Consider the following 17,635-nt stretch of genomic DNA (forward strand, 5'->3'; position numbering starts at 1 on the left):
TAGGAGAATGAGAGACATATTCAGGTATAGTATTAAGAAAATTTATACGTTGAAAGGGGTAAGTATATGGATGCCATTTCTTCACTATCGGAACTGTTAGCTGAGCAGAAGCCGTCATCGTACGTAGAGATTCCCGGAATTTTAGGACAGACGTTCGGTCAAGCGACTATCGCTGCTACATTACCTATTAGCAAATTATTTTCTATTTTTGAGGTGGATTTAGAAGTACAACGTGCGATTATTCCACGGAACCTCTCGAAGTTAATTGACTATGTGAATTTATATTTAGAAGATCGCCAGCCGATCTATTTCCCAGGCATCATTTTCTCAGCAAGAGGCGCAGGACATTATGATGAGGAACACCAAGCTCTACGGCTACAACCCATTGAGAAGTTGTATGTCGTTGATGGTCAGCATCGCCTGGCAGCTTTCCAACGGATTATGGAAACACTGCAAAGTCAAATGGCACGTGCCAAAGATCGCCGCGAATATGACAAAATGGATGAGATTACAGAAAAACTGCGCCGTTTATATGCTTTCCCGATCTCAACAATGACCTATTTGGATATTAACGCACGCCAGGAACGTCAATTGTTCTCTGATATTAACAAGCTTCCTCGTAAGCTTGGCGGCAACTTGGCTGTCCTTCGTGATCAACGTCGCTTCTACCATGTGGCAGCTACAGAACTAGCAGCGAAAGCACCTGCTATGCAAAAGCTAACTGTTGATATGTTCTCAGAGCGCGGCAAATCGCCGGAGTATTTGTTCTCCTACCACTTATTGATTGAGATCCTAGTAGGATTGTTTGAAGGGCGCATGAAGTCTGCTGCTCGTAATAACAACTATCAATATGCGGATAAAGATTTACAGGAGCTTATTTCGCTGGCAGGCGGCTATTTCAATGGATTATTGACGCACCTGCCTTCACCGACCAAAGGTGAAATCGTATGGTCTGAGAATATCCAAATTGCGTTAGCCCTCTTCATGCATGAAGAAGCAACGAAAACAGGCAGCTTTAATCGTTATGCACTTGAACATGCCTTGAAAATATTACCGCATGTCAACTGGAATAGTATTTATGCTGGAGAAGAGAAGGATCGTCTGCCAAGACGTACACGTATCATGAAAGCTTATAATCACATTAAGAGCTTCTACCAAGATCAGAACGCATTCTTAATCAGTGATGCAGAAGACTATAAAGCTAGTTTTGCGAATAAGGAGGACGTGAGCTAATGGAAGGATTACGCCTGAAAATGACTATCCATCCTTTTTGCGAAAAGTTCGGTCTCGCGACTGTAGCTTTGCGCGTTCAGGATCTGCTGAACTATACGATGATCGATCCCATGGTTCAACGGAAGCTGAGTAATATGCAGCGCCGGAAGATTTCGACTTATTTGCAAGAACGCGAATTAGACCATGTGTTCTTCGGACCAGTAACTTTATCGCTTCGCGAGGTGAATCAACTTTCTAAAGGAGCGAAGGAATTCCTTCTGCGTCACGGTTCGAAGCTGTCGATTCTAGATGGGCAGCATCGGATTCTAGCACTTGGTTATGTGAATGATCAAATGCAGAAAGAAGTGCGACGCTTTGAGAAGAAGCTGGCTCTGCTGAAGATTAAGCAACGGAAGTTTAGTGATGATGCGGAGATTAAGCAAGAGGTTGAAGAAACAGAAGGTACGATTAATCAACTTGAAGGTAGACGTTTGGACCTGATGGAAACACAGCTTGCTGTGCAAATTTATATTGGCCTAACGGAGGAAGAAGAGCAGCAGTTATTTGGCGACATCAACTCCAAAGTGCAGTTGGTTAGTAAAGAACTCGGACATTCCTTTGATTCCATTGATCCGCTTAACCTGGTTATTCAACAAGTCGTGGATCACAATGTGTATCTGAAGGCAGCGGGTGTGGAGAGACGCAGCAATTTGACCTCTTTTAACCGCAACTTTACTTGTTTCAGCTGGTTGTATGCAACGGCGACGATGCTCTTCTCAGGCAGAATGCAGCCGTCTTATGAGCTGCAACGTAAAATTCGACATGATCCATCAACGTATGTGGAAATACTGCATCAATTCTTTAATACAATTCTACCGATGATGCCAGAGCAGCCAGGTTTGGCCCAATATACATCCGCGAACCGTGTGATTCAGGAAAGTATTGCGCTGTATGCAAATCGTTTCTTATTCCCTAATGGCGAATATAACGATGAGTGGACGCAGTCCCTACAATTGCTAGAAGGCTTCGATTGGTCCCATGACAATGAAGAGTTAATCTATGTATTCGGCTCGTTGGATAATGGAAAGATTAACCTTATCCACGAGAAATCGTTGAAAAAACATGCAAAACTCGTGCAATTCTTCTTAGAAGGCACGGATTCTGCAAACGACTCTGAAGAAGTATCCTCTGCTTAATTGTAAGCCCAATAACCCTTTCTATCTCAATGAGAATTGAGATGGAAGGGGTTATTTTCATTGTGTGCTAGATCACTAGTCTTAAAAAATACGCACCCTAGTATTCATTTGTCTATACCAAAAATAAGGAGCATGCATAAGATATCATATAAAGATTGAAGGGAGGAAAACACAATGAGTTGCTCCGTATATGCTACTTTGGCTCATGTTGGTCTTGGAACAGTTATCACTATTCATGCAGGTACTACACCCAATCATACAGGTAGATTTCTAGGTATCCAAAATGGTAATGTTGTTATCGCGAATAACGCTGGTACTGTCTTCTATTTCCCAGTTGATAAAATTGCTGTCGTTCACATTCCTTAATCATCGTACTCAACTGAAAGATTTCAAATAGCAAGAGAGCGGACAAGCTCTCTTGCTTTCTTCCTTTTCACATCAATAGCCATGACGACAAATAGAGTAGGATACTGTTTCGAGTCTCCTATCTTTGTCCATACTAGCTAATGAAAGCGACTCCACCGAGCAGGGGGCTAAGAATGATGTTAGCCGTTCATCAACGTATGGCGGAACTATGGACACTACGTAGAGCCAGAGAGTTAACTCGAGGCGAACAAGAAGAATTAATGCTATGCATGGAAGCGAACGCGACTTATGTATGGAATCGATTAAAACTAGAAAATTTATCACTCTGTGCCTCTCTGACAGGGGATTATGAGTGGTTGCATGACATTTGTGAACGCATCGAAAAGATTGAACCAAAGCACTGACTATCGTCGGTGCTTTTTTCCTTTTCTGTATGAGTGTGGAGGGGTATAATGAGGATAGTTCAAAGCTAAGGAGATGCACGAATGGTCAGCTGGTTCAAGCAACGGGGAGTAGCTCCCTCTACATTTTATCTTCTAGGATCCATGCTTCTGATTGCCTTTATACTTAGACTAATTTTGGCCCCCATTTGGGTAGGCTATGATACGGATGTGCGAACATTCATGGCGTGGGCAGATCGCGCTTATACGGTAGGATTGAAGGACTTATATACGAATGCCAAAGATTATTTTCTAGATTATCCCCCTGGCTACATGTATGTCCTGTATGTTGTGGGCTTTGTCCATCATAAGCTATCTATTCCTTGGGAAAGTGGCAGTTCCTTAATCATCCTGAAGCTGCCGGCTATCCTTGCCGATCTTGGGACGGTTTATCTGTTATTCCGGCTAGCGTTCAGCAAGACCGAAGGGGCACGTACCTGGCAGGTTGCACTCTCAATTGCTGCCCTATTCGCCTTCAACCCAGCCATATGGGCGAATTCCGCGGTATGGGGACAGGTCGATTCATTTTTTATGTTGTTTATTGTAGCGACGTTGTTAATGCAGATGAAGGGTAAACTGCCTCAAGCCGCTTTCTTTATCGCTCTTGCACTCTTGCTTAAGCCTCAGGCGCTGCTGTTTGGCATCTTCCTCTTAATTGATGTAATTCGAGCACGCAATGTGATGGTTTGGCTACTCAGCGTACTGACAGGCATAGCTACGATGGTCGTACTCGCACTTCCTTTTGCAATGGGCAGAGGCTATGGTTGGATGATCGAATTGTATACGGGTACGCTAGCTTCCTATCCATATGCGTCGCTTAACGCCTTTAATCTGTTTGCACTTCTTGGCGGGAACTTCGTGGACATCAATAGTGGATTCTGGCATTTATCCTATAAATGGATGGGACTTGTCTTCATGGTTCTGTCGATCCTATATGTTGGTCTACTGTACTGGCTCGGAAAGAATCGTCGCGGTGCCGTCTTATACATATCGTTCCTTTTTATCACGGCTATGTTTATGTGTATGACCAAAATGCATGAGCGCTACTTACACTATGGCCTATTGTTAGCTTTAACAAGCTTTATTTACATGAAAGATCGCAGAATCCTATGGTTGTTTATCGGTTTCAGTATCACGCATTTTATCAATATTGGCGATGTGCTCCTGCGGAGCTTTCATCAGGACTATCACATTCCGCGATTTGATCCTTTGATGCTGACGGTTTCGGCAATCAATGTTATGATGTTTGTCTATGCTTGTATATTAGGATGGAGGCTTTTCGTGAAATGGGATGGGAATGAAACTGTGAGGGAAGCAACACCTCCAGTTAACGATATGGTCGAGAAACTTCCTCCGGAAGAAGATGACCAGCAAGAGAAAGCAACGAATCTAAGGGAAACCTCACCGTGGAAGGCGATTTTCCATAGGGAAGAGGATCATATAGAAAGAGGGAAGCGCGGACGTTTTTTCTCACGTAAAGATGCCCTGTATCTTGGCGTTCTTGTGGTCGTTTATACGATCATTGCGCTGTTCCATTTGGGGGGACATAAGGATCCGACGACCTTTTGGCAGCCAACACAAGCAGGCGAGACGGTTATTGCTGATCTCGGTGGCCCGCATCAGATTACTCGCATTAATAGCTTTGCCGGAGTTGGAGAAGGTGCGTATTCCTATTGGTTTTCGAATGATGGCGAACAGTGGCAGGATGCCATGCCAGTTAAATCTGATCATACCAAGGTGTTCACCTGGCATACGGTAGAAGCTAATAAAACGGCACGATATGTGAAGATTGTGATGGATACTCAAGAAAGTGCGAAGCTGCATCTTCATGAAATTGGCATTTTCGGAGATGGAGGGACGACTCCTCTACCGATTGTTAATGTGAAGGAAATCGATGTTAACGCTTCTGACCAAGGGAAAACGGCTCATCTATTTGATGAGGCAAGCGTTGTCCCTTATACACCTACCTATATGAATGGCACGTATTTCGATGAAATTTATCATGCAAGAACGGCTTATGAGCATCTCCACAAGATTGAGCCATATGAAAGCACGCATCCGCCGCTGGGCAAAATATTCATTTCTATCGGTATTTACGTGTTCGGTTTAAATCCATTCGGCTGGCGTATTATCGGCACGCTCTTCGGTGTAGGCATGATTCCAATTATGTATGTGTTCGCCAAGCGGATGTTTGGCCGTTCCGAATATGCCCTGATTGCTGCCTTTTTACTCAGCTTTGATTTCATGCATTTTGCTCAGACTAGAATCTCTACAATTGATGTGTATGGCGTGTTTTTCATTATGCTTATGTTCTATTTCATGTATCGGTATACCACGCTGAGCTTCTTCCGAGACAAGCTGTGGGCGACGTTAATCCCGCTAGGACTTTCAGGTCTATTCTTCGGGATTGGTTCTGCATCCAAGTGGATCGTTATCTACGGCGGTGCTGGTTTGGCCGTCCTATTATTCATATCGCTATGGGAGCGGTACAGAGAGTACCAATTTGCGAAGCGTGTACTGAGAGAGAACAGTCGTGATGAAGAGGAAGAGAGCAATGGGCTTTATGATGATCTCCTCACTGTAGAGGAATCTACGAAGCTCCAGCGTGTCCAAAAGGTTTTCGTACGAAACACGCTCTTTACGATTCTGTGGTGCCTGCTCATGTTTGTTATCGTGCCGTTAGGCATCTACACGTTATCCTACATTCCTTTCATGATGGTTCCAGGTCCTGGGCATCAGTTGAAAGATGTTGTGACGTATCAAGTACATATGTACAAATACCATAAGGATCTCGTCGCTACGCATCCGTTCTCCTCCCCATGGTGGGAATGGCCGATGATGATACGCCCGATCTGGTATTATCAAGCGAAGTTAATGCCGCAGGGCATGCTTTCGAGCATCGTTTCATTCGGCAACCCATTGGTATGGTGGCCAGGCTTCATTGCCGTGCTGATGTCTTTCTATCTCGCTTTCAAACGCAAAGATAAATTGCTCCGCGTGCTGCTGATTGCTTATTGTTCACAATACCTGCCGTGGATGTTAGTACCGCGACTCACGTTTATTTATCACTATTTTGCTATGGTACCTTTCCTAGTGCTGATTCTCACCTACTACATCAAGGACTATATGGAGCAAGGGCCGCTGCACCGAAGAAAACGAGTGTACGGTTACTTAGCCGCCGTTTTCGTGCTATTCGCACTGTTCTACCCCATTCTATCGGGGATGATCATACCAGCGAAATATTCCTTCTTCCTACGATGGTTGCCAGGCTGGAATTTCTTTTAAGAGGATGGATTGACGCCACTTAGAAGCCATGGTAATATAATTCCAAGTGAATTACTATGAATTGAAAGAAGTCGACCGAACAGCAGGAGACTCCCACTATGTACCCGAATACATGGAGGCGGAGTCTCTTTATTTACCCACAAATTGCTAATGGAGCGTGAATCAGATGGCTAAAGTAGTAATTATTTCAGGAAGTCCAACTCCAACGTCCCGATTACATGGTGTAATTGAAGTAGCTAAGAGTGAACTGCTGCAAGCAGGATTAGAAGTAGATTGGATCAAGGTACGTGACCTGCCTCCAGAGGATTTGTTATATGCGAAGTTCGACAGTGAAGCCATTGTTGATGCCAGTAAGCGCGTAGCTGAGGCTGACGCTGTATTTGTAGCTACACCTGTTTACAAAGCTTCCTACACAGGCGTGTTGAAAGCATTCTTGGATCTTCTCCCGCAAAAAGGACTCGAGCGTAAAATCGTCCTCCCATTAGCAGTTGGAGGAACGTACGCACACTTGCTCGCGATTGATTATGCACTTAAACCTGTGTTGTCTGTCCTAGGTGCCCAAAATATTTTACAAGGCGTATATGTGCTTGATAAACAAGTGACTTGGGGAGAACAAGGACAAGCGATTCTCGACGATGAGATCACGGCCCGTTTGCAGGAGTCCGTATCGGAATTCATTCAGGAAATTAAATGGCATACAAGCCGCTGATCATCATTAGCTAAGTTTAATGCAATAGGAGTTGTCTCAGAGGTCATTTTGACCGGGGGACACTCCTATTTTTTGTGGTTTGGCTGATGATTGGCAGCAAGAGGACTTATTTGAATAGACAGGATATTACCCGTCATTGGTAACTTTTGCTGATGGCGGGTTTTTGCGTGTCGGGAATCTATATACCGTGCTATACTGGTTGTAATGAATTCATATCTTCACAGGAATGGGAGCAATTATTTATGTCACAAAATTCATCTGAATCTGTGCTGCTTGTTGACGGCATGGCCTTATTATTTCGCGGATATTATGCAACATCCTCCAGTGGTTATATCATGAGAACCGATCACGGCGTGCCGATCAACGGTGTATATGGATTTCTGAAATATTTGCTTGATGCGATCGGGACATTCAAACCGACTCACGTCGTATGTTGTTGGGATATGGGAAGCAAGACCTTCCGTACGGAGAAATTCGAAGCGTACAAAGCGAATCGCGGACCTGCACCTGAAGAGTTGATACCACAATTTGATCTGGTTAAAGAAGTGACAGCTTCCTTTAATATTCCAAATGTCGGTGTTCCAGGTTATGAAGCAGATGATTGTATCGGCACATTGGCTCGTTTCTACAGCCCCCATACGAAAGTCCAAATCTTAACCGGGGATCATGATATGCTCCAGCTGGTGGATGAGAATACCGAAGTTATTATTATGAAAAAAGGGCAATCCAACTACATGGTGTACACGCTAGAAACGCTCATGGAGGAGAAAAGCCTAACCCCGGCTCAAATCATTGATTTGAAGGGGTTGACGGGGGATACGGCAGATAATTATCCAGGAGTCAAAGGGATCGGGGAGAAAACAGCAACGAAGTTACTCAATGAGTACGTGAACATTGCTGGCATCCTAGAGAACTTAGCTGCACTCCCGAAGGGCGTGCGTGCGAAGATCGAGGCGGAGCTGGATATGCTGCATCTTTCGCTGGATCTGGCGACGATTCGCTTGGATGCGCCGGTAGCTTGTGCGCTTGAAGATTGCATGTGGGCGATGGATCGGGAGAAGGTCATTAGCAAATTCGATGAGATTGCGTACAAAGGATTAATCAGATTGATTGGATAGGTATCTAATAGGGACAGTGCCTGTGATGGGGGGCTGTCTTTTTCTATGCCGCATATGGGGAGAATGTGGTCAGTTGAGTAGCTGGATTTACAAAAAAATGTAAAAAGTACAGCTAATTTTGCTAATTATCATCAAATTTTGCAAATAGATGGAAAATGTACAGCTGATTTGAGACGAATAGGTAGAATAGTGCATTAGAGCAGAAATTAACTGTAAGAAATCCATCTATTGCTCTCAAACGGCAAGAATCAGCCCAAATAACAACATAAAATCCATTTAATTTGTTTGTGGCGGTGGGGAGTTGGTTAGTTGCAGTTACAGGGGGGAGTAGGAGTAGGAGTAGTGTGGTCAGTTGAGTAGCTGGGTTGTTGAGTTGTAGTTGCAGAGGTGAGTGAGAGCAGGGAGTAGCGTATGAGTAGATATGTATATTTGTACGTGTATGTAGTTGTAGATGTAGATGTAGACGTGTATGGGTGAATCGGAAAATTGAACAAAGAAGACGGTTTTTTCAATTACGCAATGTTAATTTTTAGCAGATAATAGAAATGTAAGCGATTACGGTTTCTGACAAGTACGTACAAAGGGGAGAAAAACCATGAAAAAGGCAGCAGTCACATTAATGTCATTATCCATGATTTTCACAGCAACCGCTTGTTCTTCGGGTACTTCTAGCAACTCAAGTGGAGGAGCTACAACAACGCCAACAACGACAACGACAACGACTCCTAGTGCAACAGTAAGTGCAAGTAAGGAACCTGTAAAGCTTCGCATGGCTTGGTGGGGCGGTCAAGCGCGCCACGATTATACGCTGAAAGTGATTGAAATGTACGAGAAAGCGCATCCGAATGTGAAGATTGAAGCAGAATATGCGGCTTTCGATGATTATTGGAAAAAGCTTGCGCCTCAAGCAGCTGCGAATCAACTGCCAGATATTATACAGATGGACATCTCATATTTGACACAATATGGCGGAAGAAATCAATTAGCAGATTTGACGACGTTTACGAAGAATAAAGTTCTTAATGTGGATGATGTAAGCCCGAACGCCTTATCAGGTGGTCAAGTGGGTGGGAAGCTTGTCGCAATGAACATTGGGGTTAATGCGTTAACGAGCATGATGGACTTTGATATGTTGAAAAAAGCAGGCATCGACACACCAACGAATAACTGGACGTGGACGGATATGGATGCCTTAGCTACAAAAGCGAAAGCAGCCGGTAAAATCATGGGCGGATTCCGGGACGATGTGTTCTTCCCTTACTATCTACGTACACTGGGGCAAAAGATGTATAACGCAGAAGGTACAGCGTTAGGTTATACCGATGATAAAATGTTTATCGATTATTTTAATCGGATTCAAAAGTGGTATGATGCGGGCGTCTTGCTGCCACTTGATAAAGCTGCCCAAAAGAAAGGCACACCAGAAGATGATGAAATGACTTTGGGGAATGCGATTTCCTCTAACGGCTGGTCTAATCAATACATTGGTCTAGCGAATGCAGCTAAACGTGATCTTGTTCTGCAACCGATGCCAGGTCCAGACGCGAACAAAGGCTTGTTCTTGAAACCAAGTATGTACTGGTCAGTAGCAAATAGCTCCAAAGTACAAGAAGAAGCCGCTAAATTTATTGATTTCTGGATCAATGACATTGAAGCCAATAAGATTATTAAAGGCGAGCGCGGTGTGCCTGTCGCTTCCAAAGTGAAAGAAGCTTTGAAACCAATTTTGAGCCCGAATGAGATCAAGGTATTCGATTATGTCGCATGGGCGGAGAAAAACAGTTCACCGATGGATCCTCCAAATCCAGTTGGCTCGATTGAAATTGAGAAGCTGCTGAAAGATACAGGGGAGAAAATTCTGTACAAAAAAATAACTGTGCAAGAGGCAGCAGTCGCTTTCCGTAAAGATGCAACAGCTATTTTGGATAAAAATAAAAAGTAATAATACGTACTAGTGGGGGCCTTAATCGGCTCCCTGTTTAATTTTTACTCTAATTACAAAAATACCCTCTGAAAATTAAACGTTAAAGTCTGTTATTTCAATTCTGTTTTCGGAGAGAACTTTTATAATTGATTTCATCCCGTGTAAATACATGAGGAATAGAACGTTATTAGGAGGCTATAATGCTAATCACTAACAAGCTAAGAAGTGGTCAACGGTTATTGTCGAAGTTATTATCTTGTTCAATTGCGGTAACGCTGCTCATCTCCATGATGGTAGTTCCTGCTTCTGTTTCTGCTGCAGATGCCGCTCTTGTATCCGACGACTTTAGTAGTTATCCACCCGGCTCATTCACGATTGGAAGCGGCAATACGTGGACCAAAGAGGGAACGGCTCCTGAGATTGCGATTGTGAAGCAACAGACAGTGTCTGGGGCAACCTATGCTTCCATTAGCCATGGCGTAGATGCTTCTTCCTATGTAGGGCAGCGGTTTACCGCACAGAATGCAGGTATGATTTTCGAGTTTGATGTTAACTTACCTTCAAATAAGGGTGCAACGTTGTTCCTAATGGATGGTAAAATCAACGCAACGACTTCTGCAGCACTTCGTTATCAGCTTGATGCAGGCATTATCAAACGCTACAACGGCACAAGTCAAATCACTTATAATACATCGCATTGGTATCGCTTTCAAATGATCTTTAATATCCCGCAAAGAACCAATACAGTGCGTATCCTCGATCTAAACGATGGTACAAGTGTGAATTGGTCGGAAACTTTTAATAATACGAGTGTATCGAAAATAAGCAGCTTTGGATTCTCCATGACACGTAGTGGAGGAAAACTTAATCTTGCGAATGTACGTGTAACGTCGTTGGACTTGAATTTAAGCGGTCTTCAGCTAAGTAGCGGTGGCCTTAACCCGCCTTTAGTGCCTAATTTCGATCCGAAAGTCGACAGCTACTCGGTAGACGTTCCTTACTCCGTCAATACGCTCTCGGTGAACCCGACAGCTAGCCATGCCAGCGGTTCTACTATTCGCGTTGGCGGAACGGAAGTGGCGAGTGGTGCATCAGCACCAGTTACCCTTACAGGAGCTTCAACAAGCATTGGAATAACGGTCACGTCAAATGTTTACACTAATATTGCCAAGACTTATACCGTGAACGTTAATAAATTGAATAAAGCACCGAATTTGGACTACGTTAATACGGAAGCACATGATGCCAAGGTACAAATCGGATGGGAAGAAACGATGGATACTTCCTACGAGAAAGCCAATATCTATCAAGTAAATGAGGATCAATCTCTGACACTTGTGGATACGGTAGCCAAAGGTAAGTATATTTCAACCTTGAATGGACTTACGAATGGCACGACATACACCTATATGGTGAAAGGTGTTTATCAGTATGATAATGAAGCACCTGTGGAATCCTCTGGTGTGACGGTATCCGCAACGCCTAAAGCACTTCCTGCTAGGCAAATGGAAGGGCTTAACCGTGGATTGGTCGCTATGAAAGATGGCAACAACGTATATGTAGGATGGCGCATGTTAGGTACAGATCCAGAAAGTATTTCGTTTAATCTGTATCGGAATGGTGTGAAAATTAATCAAGACCCCATTACAGGAAGCACGAACTATGAAGATACGCTAGGTAAAAGCGATTCTACCTACTATGTCATTCCCTTGTTGAATGGCATTGAGCAGAATCGTTCTGAAACGGTTCAAGTATGGGATATGAATTACTTGACCGTCCCCATCCGTAAACCTGCTGACGGTACGACACCGCTTGGCGAGGCGTATTCTTATCGTGCCAATGATGCTACAGTGGGCGACCTCGACGGAGACGGACAGTATGAAATCGTATTGAAATGGGATCCTACGAATTCGAAAGATAATTCCATTTCTGGCTATACAGGAAATACGTATGTGGACGCATATGAACTGGATGGAACGTTCAAATGGCGAATTGATTTGGGCAAGAACATCCGTGCAGGAGCTCACTATCTCGACGTTATGGTGTACGATTTGGATGGCGACGGCAAAGCTGAAGTTACCTTCCGAACGGCCGATGGAACAATGGATGGCCAAGGCAATGTCATTGGTGATGCAACGGCAGATCATCGAAATGCAAGCGGATACATTTTGACTGGCCCTGAATTCCACACCGTATTTGAAGGCGTAACAGGTAAAATGCTCGCAACCGATGCTTATGAGCCTGAGAGAGGGAATGTCGGCGATTGGGGCGACACCTACGGTAATCGGGTTGACCGCTTTGGAGCAGCCATCGCTTATCTCGATGGGGAAAGACCGAGTATTGTTATGCAACGTGGCTATTATACCAGAATGGTATTTGTTGCTTATAACTGGAGAGATGGCCAGCTTACCAAACTATGGACTTTTGATACGAAAGATTCTGGAAGTGCCAGCTATGCAGGACAAGGCAATCATCAACTGAGCATTGCTGACATCGATGGGGATGGCAAAGATGAAATTGTAACAGGTGCGGCTGCCATTAATGATGATGGCACACCATTATGGAATTCGCTATTAGGCCATGGGGATGCGATGCACTTAGGCGACCTGGATCCGGATAGGTTGGGACTAGAGTTATTCGCAGTTCAAGAAACAACTACGGCTGCATATTCCTCAGATCTGAAGGATGCGAAGACAGGCCGAGTTCTCTGGGGGCAACCACAACTTGGACTTGATGTAGGTCGCGGTCTGACGGCGGATATCGACCCGAGATACAAAGGTGAAGAGGCCTGGAACATTGGCGGTGAGTGGAACAGTAGAGCGGGATCTTTATTCTCTGCAAAAGGTGAAAAAATTTCATCTTCTATTCCATCCTCTAATTTTGCAATATGGTGGGATGGAGATTTAGGAAGAGAATTGTTAGACCATGATTGGTTAGACGAACCGCTGCGAGTCGGTATTCCCAAGATTGATAAGTGGAATTATCAAACCAATCAATTGGAAAACTTGACGACGTTCAACGGGACTTACTCGAACAACGATACGAAAGGCAACCCGGCGTTGCAAGCTGATATCCTTGGCGACTGGCGTGAAGAGGTGATTGCAAGAACGGAAGACAGCACGGCGCTTCGGATTTATTCGACGACAGAGTTGACGGATCATCGCATTTACACGCTCATGCACGATCCTGTTTATAGACTCGGCATCGCTTGGCAAAATACCGGCTATAATCAGCCACCGCATACTAGCTTTTATCTTGGTAATGATATGGATGCAGCGCCTAAGCCCAACATTCGGGCAACAGAAGTGCTTGCTTCAGCCGTTGTGATATCCAGTCCTGCGAGTCAGATAACGGTTGGACAACAGCAGAAATTTAGCGCCAATGTCATGCCAGAAGCCGCAACAAACAATACGGTGACATGGTCAGTTTCTCAAGAAGATGGTTCATTAACGAATGCAGCGACAATAAGCGAGGATGGGCTATTAACGGCTGTTGCGGAAGGCAAAGTAAAAATTACCGCTGCAGCAAATGATGGTTCAGGGGCTACAGGTAGTGTAGTCCTTACGATTAAGACTAGTACGGATACAGGAGATACCGATACACCTGCTCCGACGGGAACCAGTACGGGCTCGATTCCACCAGTTACATCTGAGTCGCCGACAGGATCCATCAAACAAGTATTGAATGTGGATACAAGCGGGAACGCAGTTGCCAATATTCAGGCTGATGATTTAAATAAGGCTATGAAAGAGGCGAATGGTGGAACGGTTACAATCGAGCTCAGTTCCGCGACGAGCTTACATGCTGTCGAAGTGAGACTACCTGCAGCATCCTTTCATCCATCGGCAGAACAGAAGGTTCAAAAAGTAGAAATTTCAACTGGATTGGGTACAATCAGTCTGGATTCCCAGTGGTTCAACGATCATGTGAGTGATACTTCAACGCAAGTGGAGCTATCGGTGAACAAAGTGGATGTATCTACGCTTTCCTCGCAAGTTCAAGAGCGATTGAAGGGCAGTCCAGTTTATGATTTCAACTTAACCGTAGATGGCGTGAAAGTTAGCGATTTCAATGGACACGTGCTCGTGTCGATAGACTATACATTACAACCAGGGCAAGATGCTGGGAAAATCGTCGTCTATTATGTGGATGATACTGGAGCTATTCAAACCGTTACGAATGGTTTTTATAATGAGGTGACTGGCAAAGTAGCTTTTAAACCAGCACACTTCAGTAAATATGCAGCTGCTTACGTACAAGTCAGTTTTGATGATATTGCACATGTTGGTTGGGCACAAGCAGGGATCGAATCGCTGGCAGCTCGAGGAGTCATTGATGGGATGGGAGACCATGCCTTTGTGCCAGACAGCCAAGTGACTCGAGCGCAATTTTTGAAAATGTTGATGGGAGCTTTCGAACTTGCTGACAGCAAGGCGACTAGTACGCTAAGCGATGTTAGCGTTGGCGAGTGGTATTACAGCTCGATTGCCGCTGCTGAGAAATTAGGTATTGTGGAAGGCAAATCGGATGGATCTTTCGGTGTTAATGACCCGATTTCAAGAGAGGATATGGCTGTGATGGCCTATCGTGCAGCAGAACTGCTTCGCATAAATCTCAAGGGGGCAGCTTCCCAAGAGACGTTTATTGATAACGCTAGTATTGCGAGTTATGCGGTTAAAGCGGTAGACGCTATGCAGCAAGGAGAAATCATTCAAGGCGATGCGGCTCATGCATTTGGACCGAAAAACGCAGCGACACGCGCGCAATCAGCCGTCATTATTTATCGTTTATTCCAGAAACAACAATAGTAGAAAAGGGACAATGCTTATCAGAGGCAATTGTCCCTTTCTCTAGTTTACCGATTGCCGATAGCGCAGCGGTGTCATTTTCGTCATTTGACGGAATACACGTCCGAATTGCACGAGGGAACCGAAGCCGACTTGCTCTGCGATTACGATGACTTTCATTCTTGTTGTAGCTAGCAGCCTCTGAGCTTCTTGTACACGAACGAGATTCACATATTCAACCAACGAAAATCCGGTGATTTCCTTAAACATCCGGCTTAAATAAGCTGAGCTGATTTCGAAACGTTCGGCAAGCTCCTCGAGTCGCATCGGTTCAGCGAAGTGGGCGTTGATGAAGCGCACGATGGTGGAAATTTTCCGGTGTAGGGGAGAAACGTGTTCAGGCGAAGTCACCGGATGTATACGAACGAAACGTGCCGTGAATAGTAATAACTCGATTAGAAAGTGTGTGATGGCAAAATTTTGCCCCATCGCAGGCTCCTTGGCTTCATGGATTAACTTGCCTAGCATGTCTTCAACAAGCCGCCGAGTGGGTAAATCGAGCCGTAATACGGGTGTATCATGCGTGAAAGCATCCAATAAGAAGGGGGCCGATTCTTTCGTATTTTCCAATAAGCTGTCACTAAAATTAATGACGACTCTCGCATGACCGAGTTTATCGGAGTCGGAAGTGGCATGAAGCTCTCGTCGATTGATGAGAACCAAATCCCCTGGAAGAATGAGATAAGAACGATCACGAATGAAATACATGCGTTCACCTTCGTATAAATAATAGAGCTCATACATATCATGCATGTGCTGGGTCCTCTCGAAAGGGCCAGAGCGATGAATATGCTGGATGTAGAAAGGGCCTTCCTCTTCATTGCCGAAGGTGACGGTACGTGACATAGGCGCTGCTCCTTGTATGGAAATGAGGTAACTGAAGTATATCACAAATTTTAGTGAAAAATATGAACAGTTTTTGCGGAAAATAGGAATAGATGAAGAGAAAACGCTCCTTACTTGCGATAAAATGAAGATATAGATGGATTAGCAAACGCTTGCACAAATAGGAGGAAATTGAACATGAACGCACTTATAGAGGCTGTACGCGCTGGAAAAGTAAACGAGTTCTCATCCGAAGTTATCAAAGTATATACGTCTTCCCTAACGCAAGTGGGAGATACAACATTGCTCATGGTACGCACAACAGAAGGGAAACGACTCATCGTCGTAGGATCTGGCGAATTGTTCGACCAACTGCAAGGCGAAATCGTAGATGGCGAGAAAGTAGCTCCGCTCACACATGAAAATCGTTTGATTATCAATCAGTTTTTACCATACACAGCCCCACAAGCGTTCGGGACACAAGTAGCAACGATGGGTTTAGGCGATCGTCTTGGTATCGCAAGCCCTGGTCATATCCAAACGCTCCGCGGCAAAGACATTCGTCCTGTCTTGGCGCAGCAAAGTATTCGTGAGCTTGCGTTGACGGGCCGCACGTATGAGGATGTATTGGATGCAGCGGCATACGCAGTTCTGCAAGAAGGCTACACAGACGGATACGGCGCTGACGGTGACCACTTGAAGAAAGAAGAGGACATCGAGTACGCGTTGCGTCTTGGTTTTACGATGTTGACGCTAGATTGCTCCGAGAATATCGATAACACGATTGAATCTATGAGCGAAGCCGAAATCGCAGCGAAATACGAGCAACTGCCAGCAAGCTTGCGCAGCAGCTATGAAGAGCGTTACCTGCAAACAGCACCGAATGTTCCAGGAGCAACTCTTGCATATACCGCAGAAGCTTTGAAGAAAGATGTGCTGATCTATGATGCTGCGATCAATTTCATGGAAGCGATCTACCGCAAGTATATCGTTACACTTGATCGTGCGGTTGATTTTGAAATTTCCATTGACGAAACAGCGACACCTACGTCCCCTGAGGCTCACTACTTGGTAGCGAATGAACTACGTGACCGTGGTGTTACAATCTTCAGCATGGCGCCACGTTTCTGCGGCGAATTCCAAAAGGGGATCGACTACATCGGAGATATCGCGCAGTTTGAGCGTGAGCTAGCTAGTCATGCGGCGATTGCTGTTCATTTTGAATATAAGCTAAGCATTCACTCCGGTAGTGATAAATTCAGCGTGTTCCCATTGATTGGGCAATACACGAATGGTCTGTTCCACATCAAGACAGCAGGTACAAATTGGCTCGAAGCGGTACGTGTTGTAGCCAAAGTGAACCCTACGCTCTATCGCCGCATGCACCAATACGCACTGGATCACTTTGTCGAAGCGACAGCGTACTACCATGTAACGACGGATATTAGCGCGATTGCGCCACTTAGCTCTGTATCTGATGCGCAGTTGCCGGAGTACATGGAAGAAAATAATGCACGTCAATTGCTGCACATCACGTATGGTTTGCTTCTTCAAGCGAAAAATGAAGACGGAAGCCGCACATTTGCAGATGAATTCTTCCAAACATTAGCAGACCAAGAAGATACCTTCGCTGAAGGCCTTCGTCACCATATCGGCAGACACTTAGAACTGCTTGGTAAATAATCAAGTGAACGCAAAACGCCACGAACATCC

At 44.8% G+C, this 17,635-nt stretch carries 11 protein-coding genes; 10 read left to right on the top strand and 1 reads right to left on the bottom strand.

The window, feature by feature from the left end; genetic code table 11:
* The first annotated feature begins 66 nt into the window (after positions 1 to 66).
* From AC58PV_RS31845 to AC58PV_RS31885, 9 genes are all read left to right on the top strand, one after another.
* Positions 67 to 1,233, top strand: coding sequence for a DNA sulfur modification protein DndB (locus AC58PV_RS31845; protein WP_497436975.1), 1,167 nt, complete (start codon positions 67 to 69; stop codon positions 1,231 to 1,233).
* Positions 1,233 to 2,408: a DNA sulfur modification protein DndB gene (locus AC58PV_RS31850; protein WP_497436977.1), complete on the top strand. Its 1,176-nt coding sequence runs from the start codon at positions 1,233 to 1,235 to the stop codon at positions 2,406 to 2,408. Before AC58PV_RS31845 ends, AC58PV_RS31850 begins: the two co-directional genes overlap by 1 nt.
* 174 nt (positions 2,409 to 2,582) lie before the next feature.
* The gene (locus AC58PV_RS31855; RefSeq protein WP_068666109.1) at positions 2,583 to 2,774 is read left to right on the top strand and encodes a hypothetical protein; all 192 of its coding nucleotides are present in this window, start codon (positions 2,583 to 2,585) and stop codon (positions 2,772 to 2,774) included.
* Positions 2,775 to 2,947: 173 nt separating this feature from the next.
* Positions 2,948 to 3,178, top strand: a complete 231-nt coding sequence (locus AC58PV_RS31860; protein ID WP_497436978.1) for a DUF7667 family protein — start codon at positions 2,948 to 2,950, stop codon at positions 3,176 to 3,178.
* Positions 3,179 to 3,259: 81 nt separating this feature from the next.
* Entirely contained in the window at positions 3,260 to 6,499 is a 3,240-nt protein-coding gene (locus AC58PV_RS31865; RefSeq protein ID WP_497436979.1) for a glycosyltransferase family 39 protein, read from the top strand.
* Between the two features lie 166 nt (positions 6,500 to 6,665).
* Positions 6,666 to 7,208: an NADPH-dependent FMN reductase gene (ssuE, locus tag AC58PV_RS31870; RefSeq protein WP_497436981.1), complete on the top strand. Its 543-nt coding sequence runs from the start codon at positions 6,666 to 6,668 to the stop codon at positions 7,206 to 7,208.
* Between the two features lie 242 nt (positions 7,209 to 7,450).
* A complete protein-coding gene (locus tag AC58PV_RS31875) occupies positions 7,451 to 8,326 on the top strand; it encodes a 5'-3' exonuclease (protein ID WP_497436983.1) in 876 nt (291 codons plus the stop codon).
* 595 nt (positions 8,327 to 8,921) lie between these two features.
* Positions 8,922 to 10,268 (top strand): ABC transporter substrate-binding protein, encoded by a 1,347-nt coding sequence (locus AC58PV_RS31880; RefSeq protein WP_497436985.1) that lies wholly within the window; start codon positions 8,922 to 8,924, stop codon positions 10,266 to 10,268.
* A 182-nt stretch (positions 10,269 to 10,450) separates the two neighbouring features.
* Complete coding sequence (locus AC58PV_RS31885; protein ID WP_497436986.1) at positions 10,451 to 15,058, top strand: rhamnogalacturonan lyase family protein; 4,608 nt, start codon at positions 10,451 to 10,453, stop codon at positions 15,056 to 15,058.
* Between the two features lie 42 nt (positions 15,059 to 15,100).
* Here the strand turns inward: AC58PV_RS31885 and AC58PV_RS31890 are convergent, their stop codons facing one another.
* A complete protein-coding gene (locus AC58PV_RS31890; protein ID WP_497436987.1) occupies positions 15,101 to 15,943 on the bottom strand; it encodes an AraC family transcriptional regulator in 843 nt (280 codons plus the stop codon).
* Positions 15,944 to 16,120: 177 nt separating this feature from the next.
* Here AC58PV_RS31890 and AC58PV_RS31895 point away from each other — a divergent pair, with 177 nt between their 5' ends.
* Complete coding sequence (locus AC58PV_RS31895; protein WP_497436988.1) at positions 16,121 to 17,605, top strand: tagaturonate epimerase family protein; 1,485 nt, start codon at positions 16,121 to 16,123, stop codon at positions 17,603 to 17,605.
* The last annotated feature ends 30 nt before the right edge of the window (positions 17,606 to 17,635 follow it).

Source organism: Paenibacillus sp. J22FR83 (assembly GCF_059691955.1).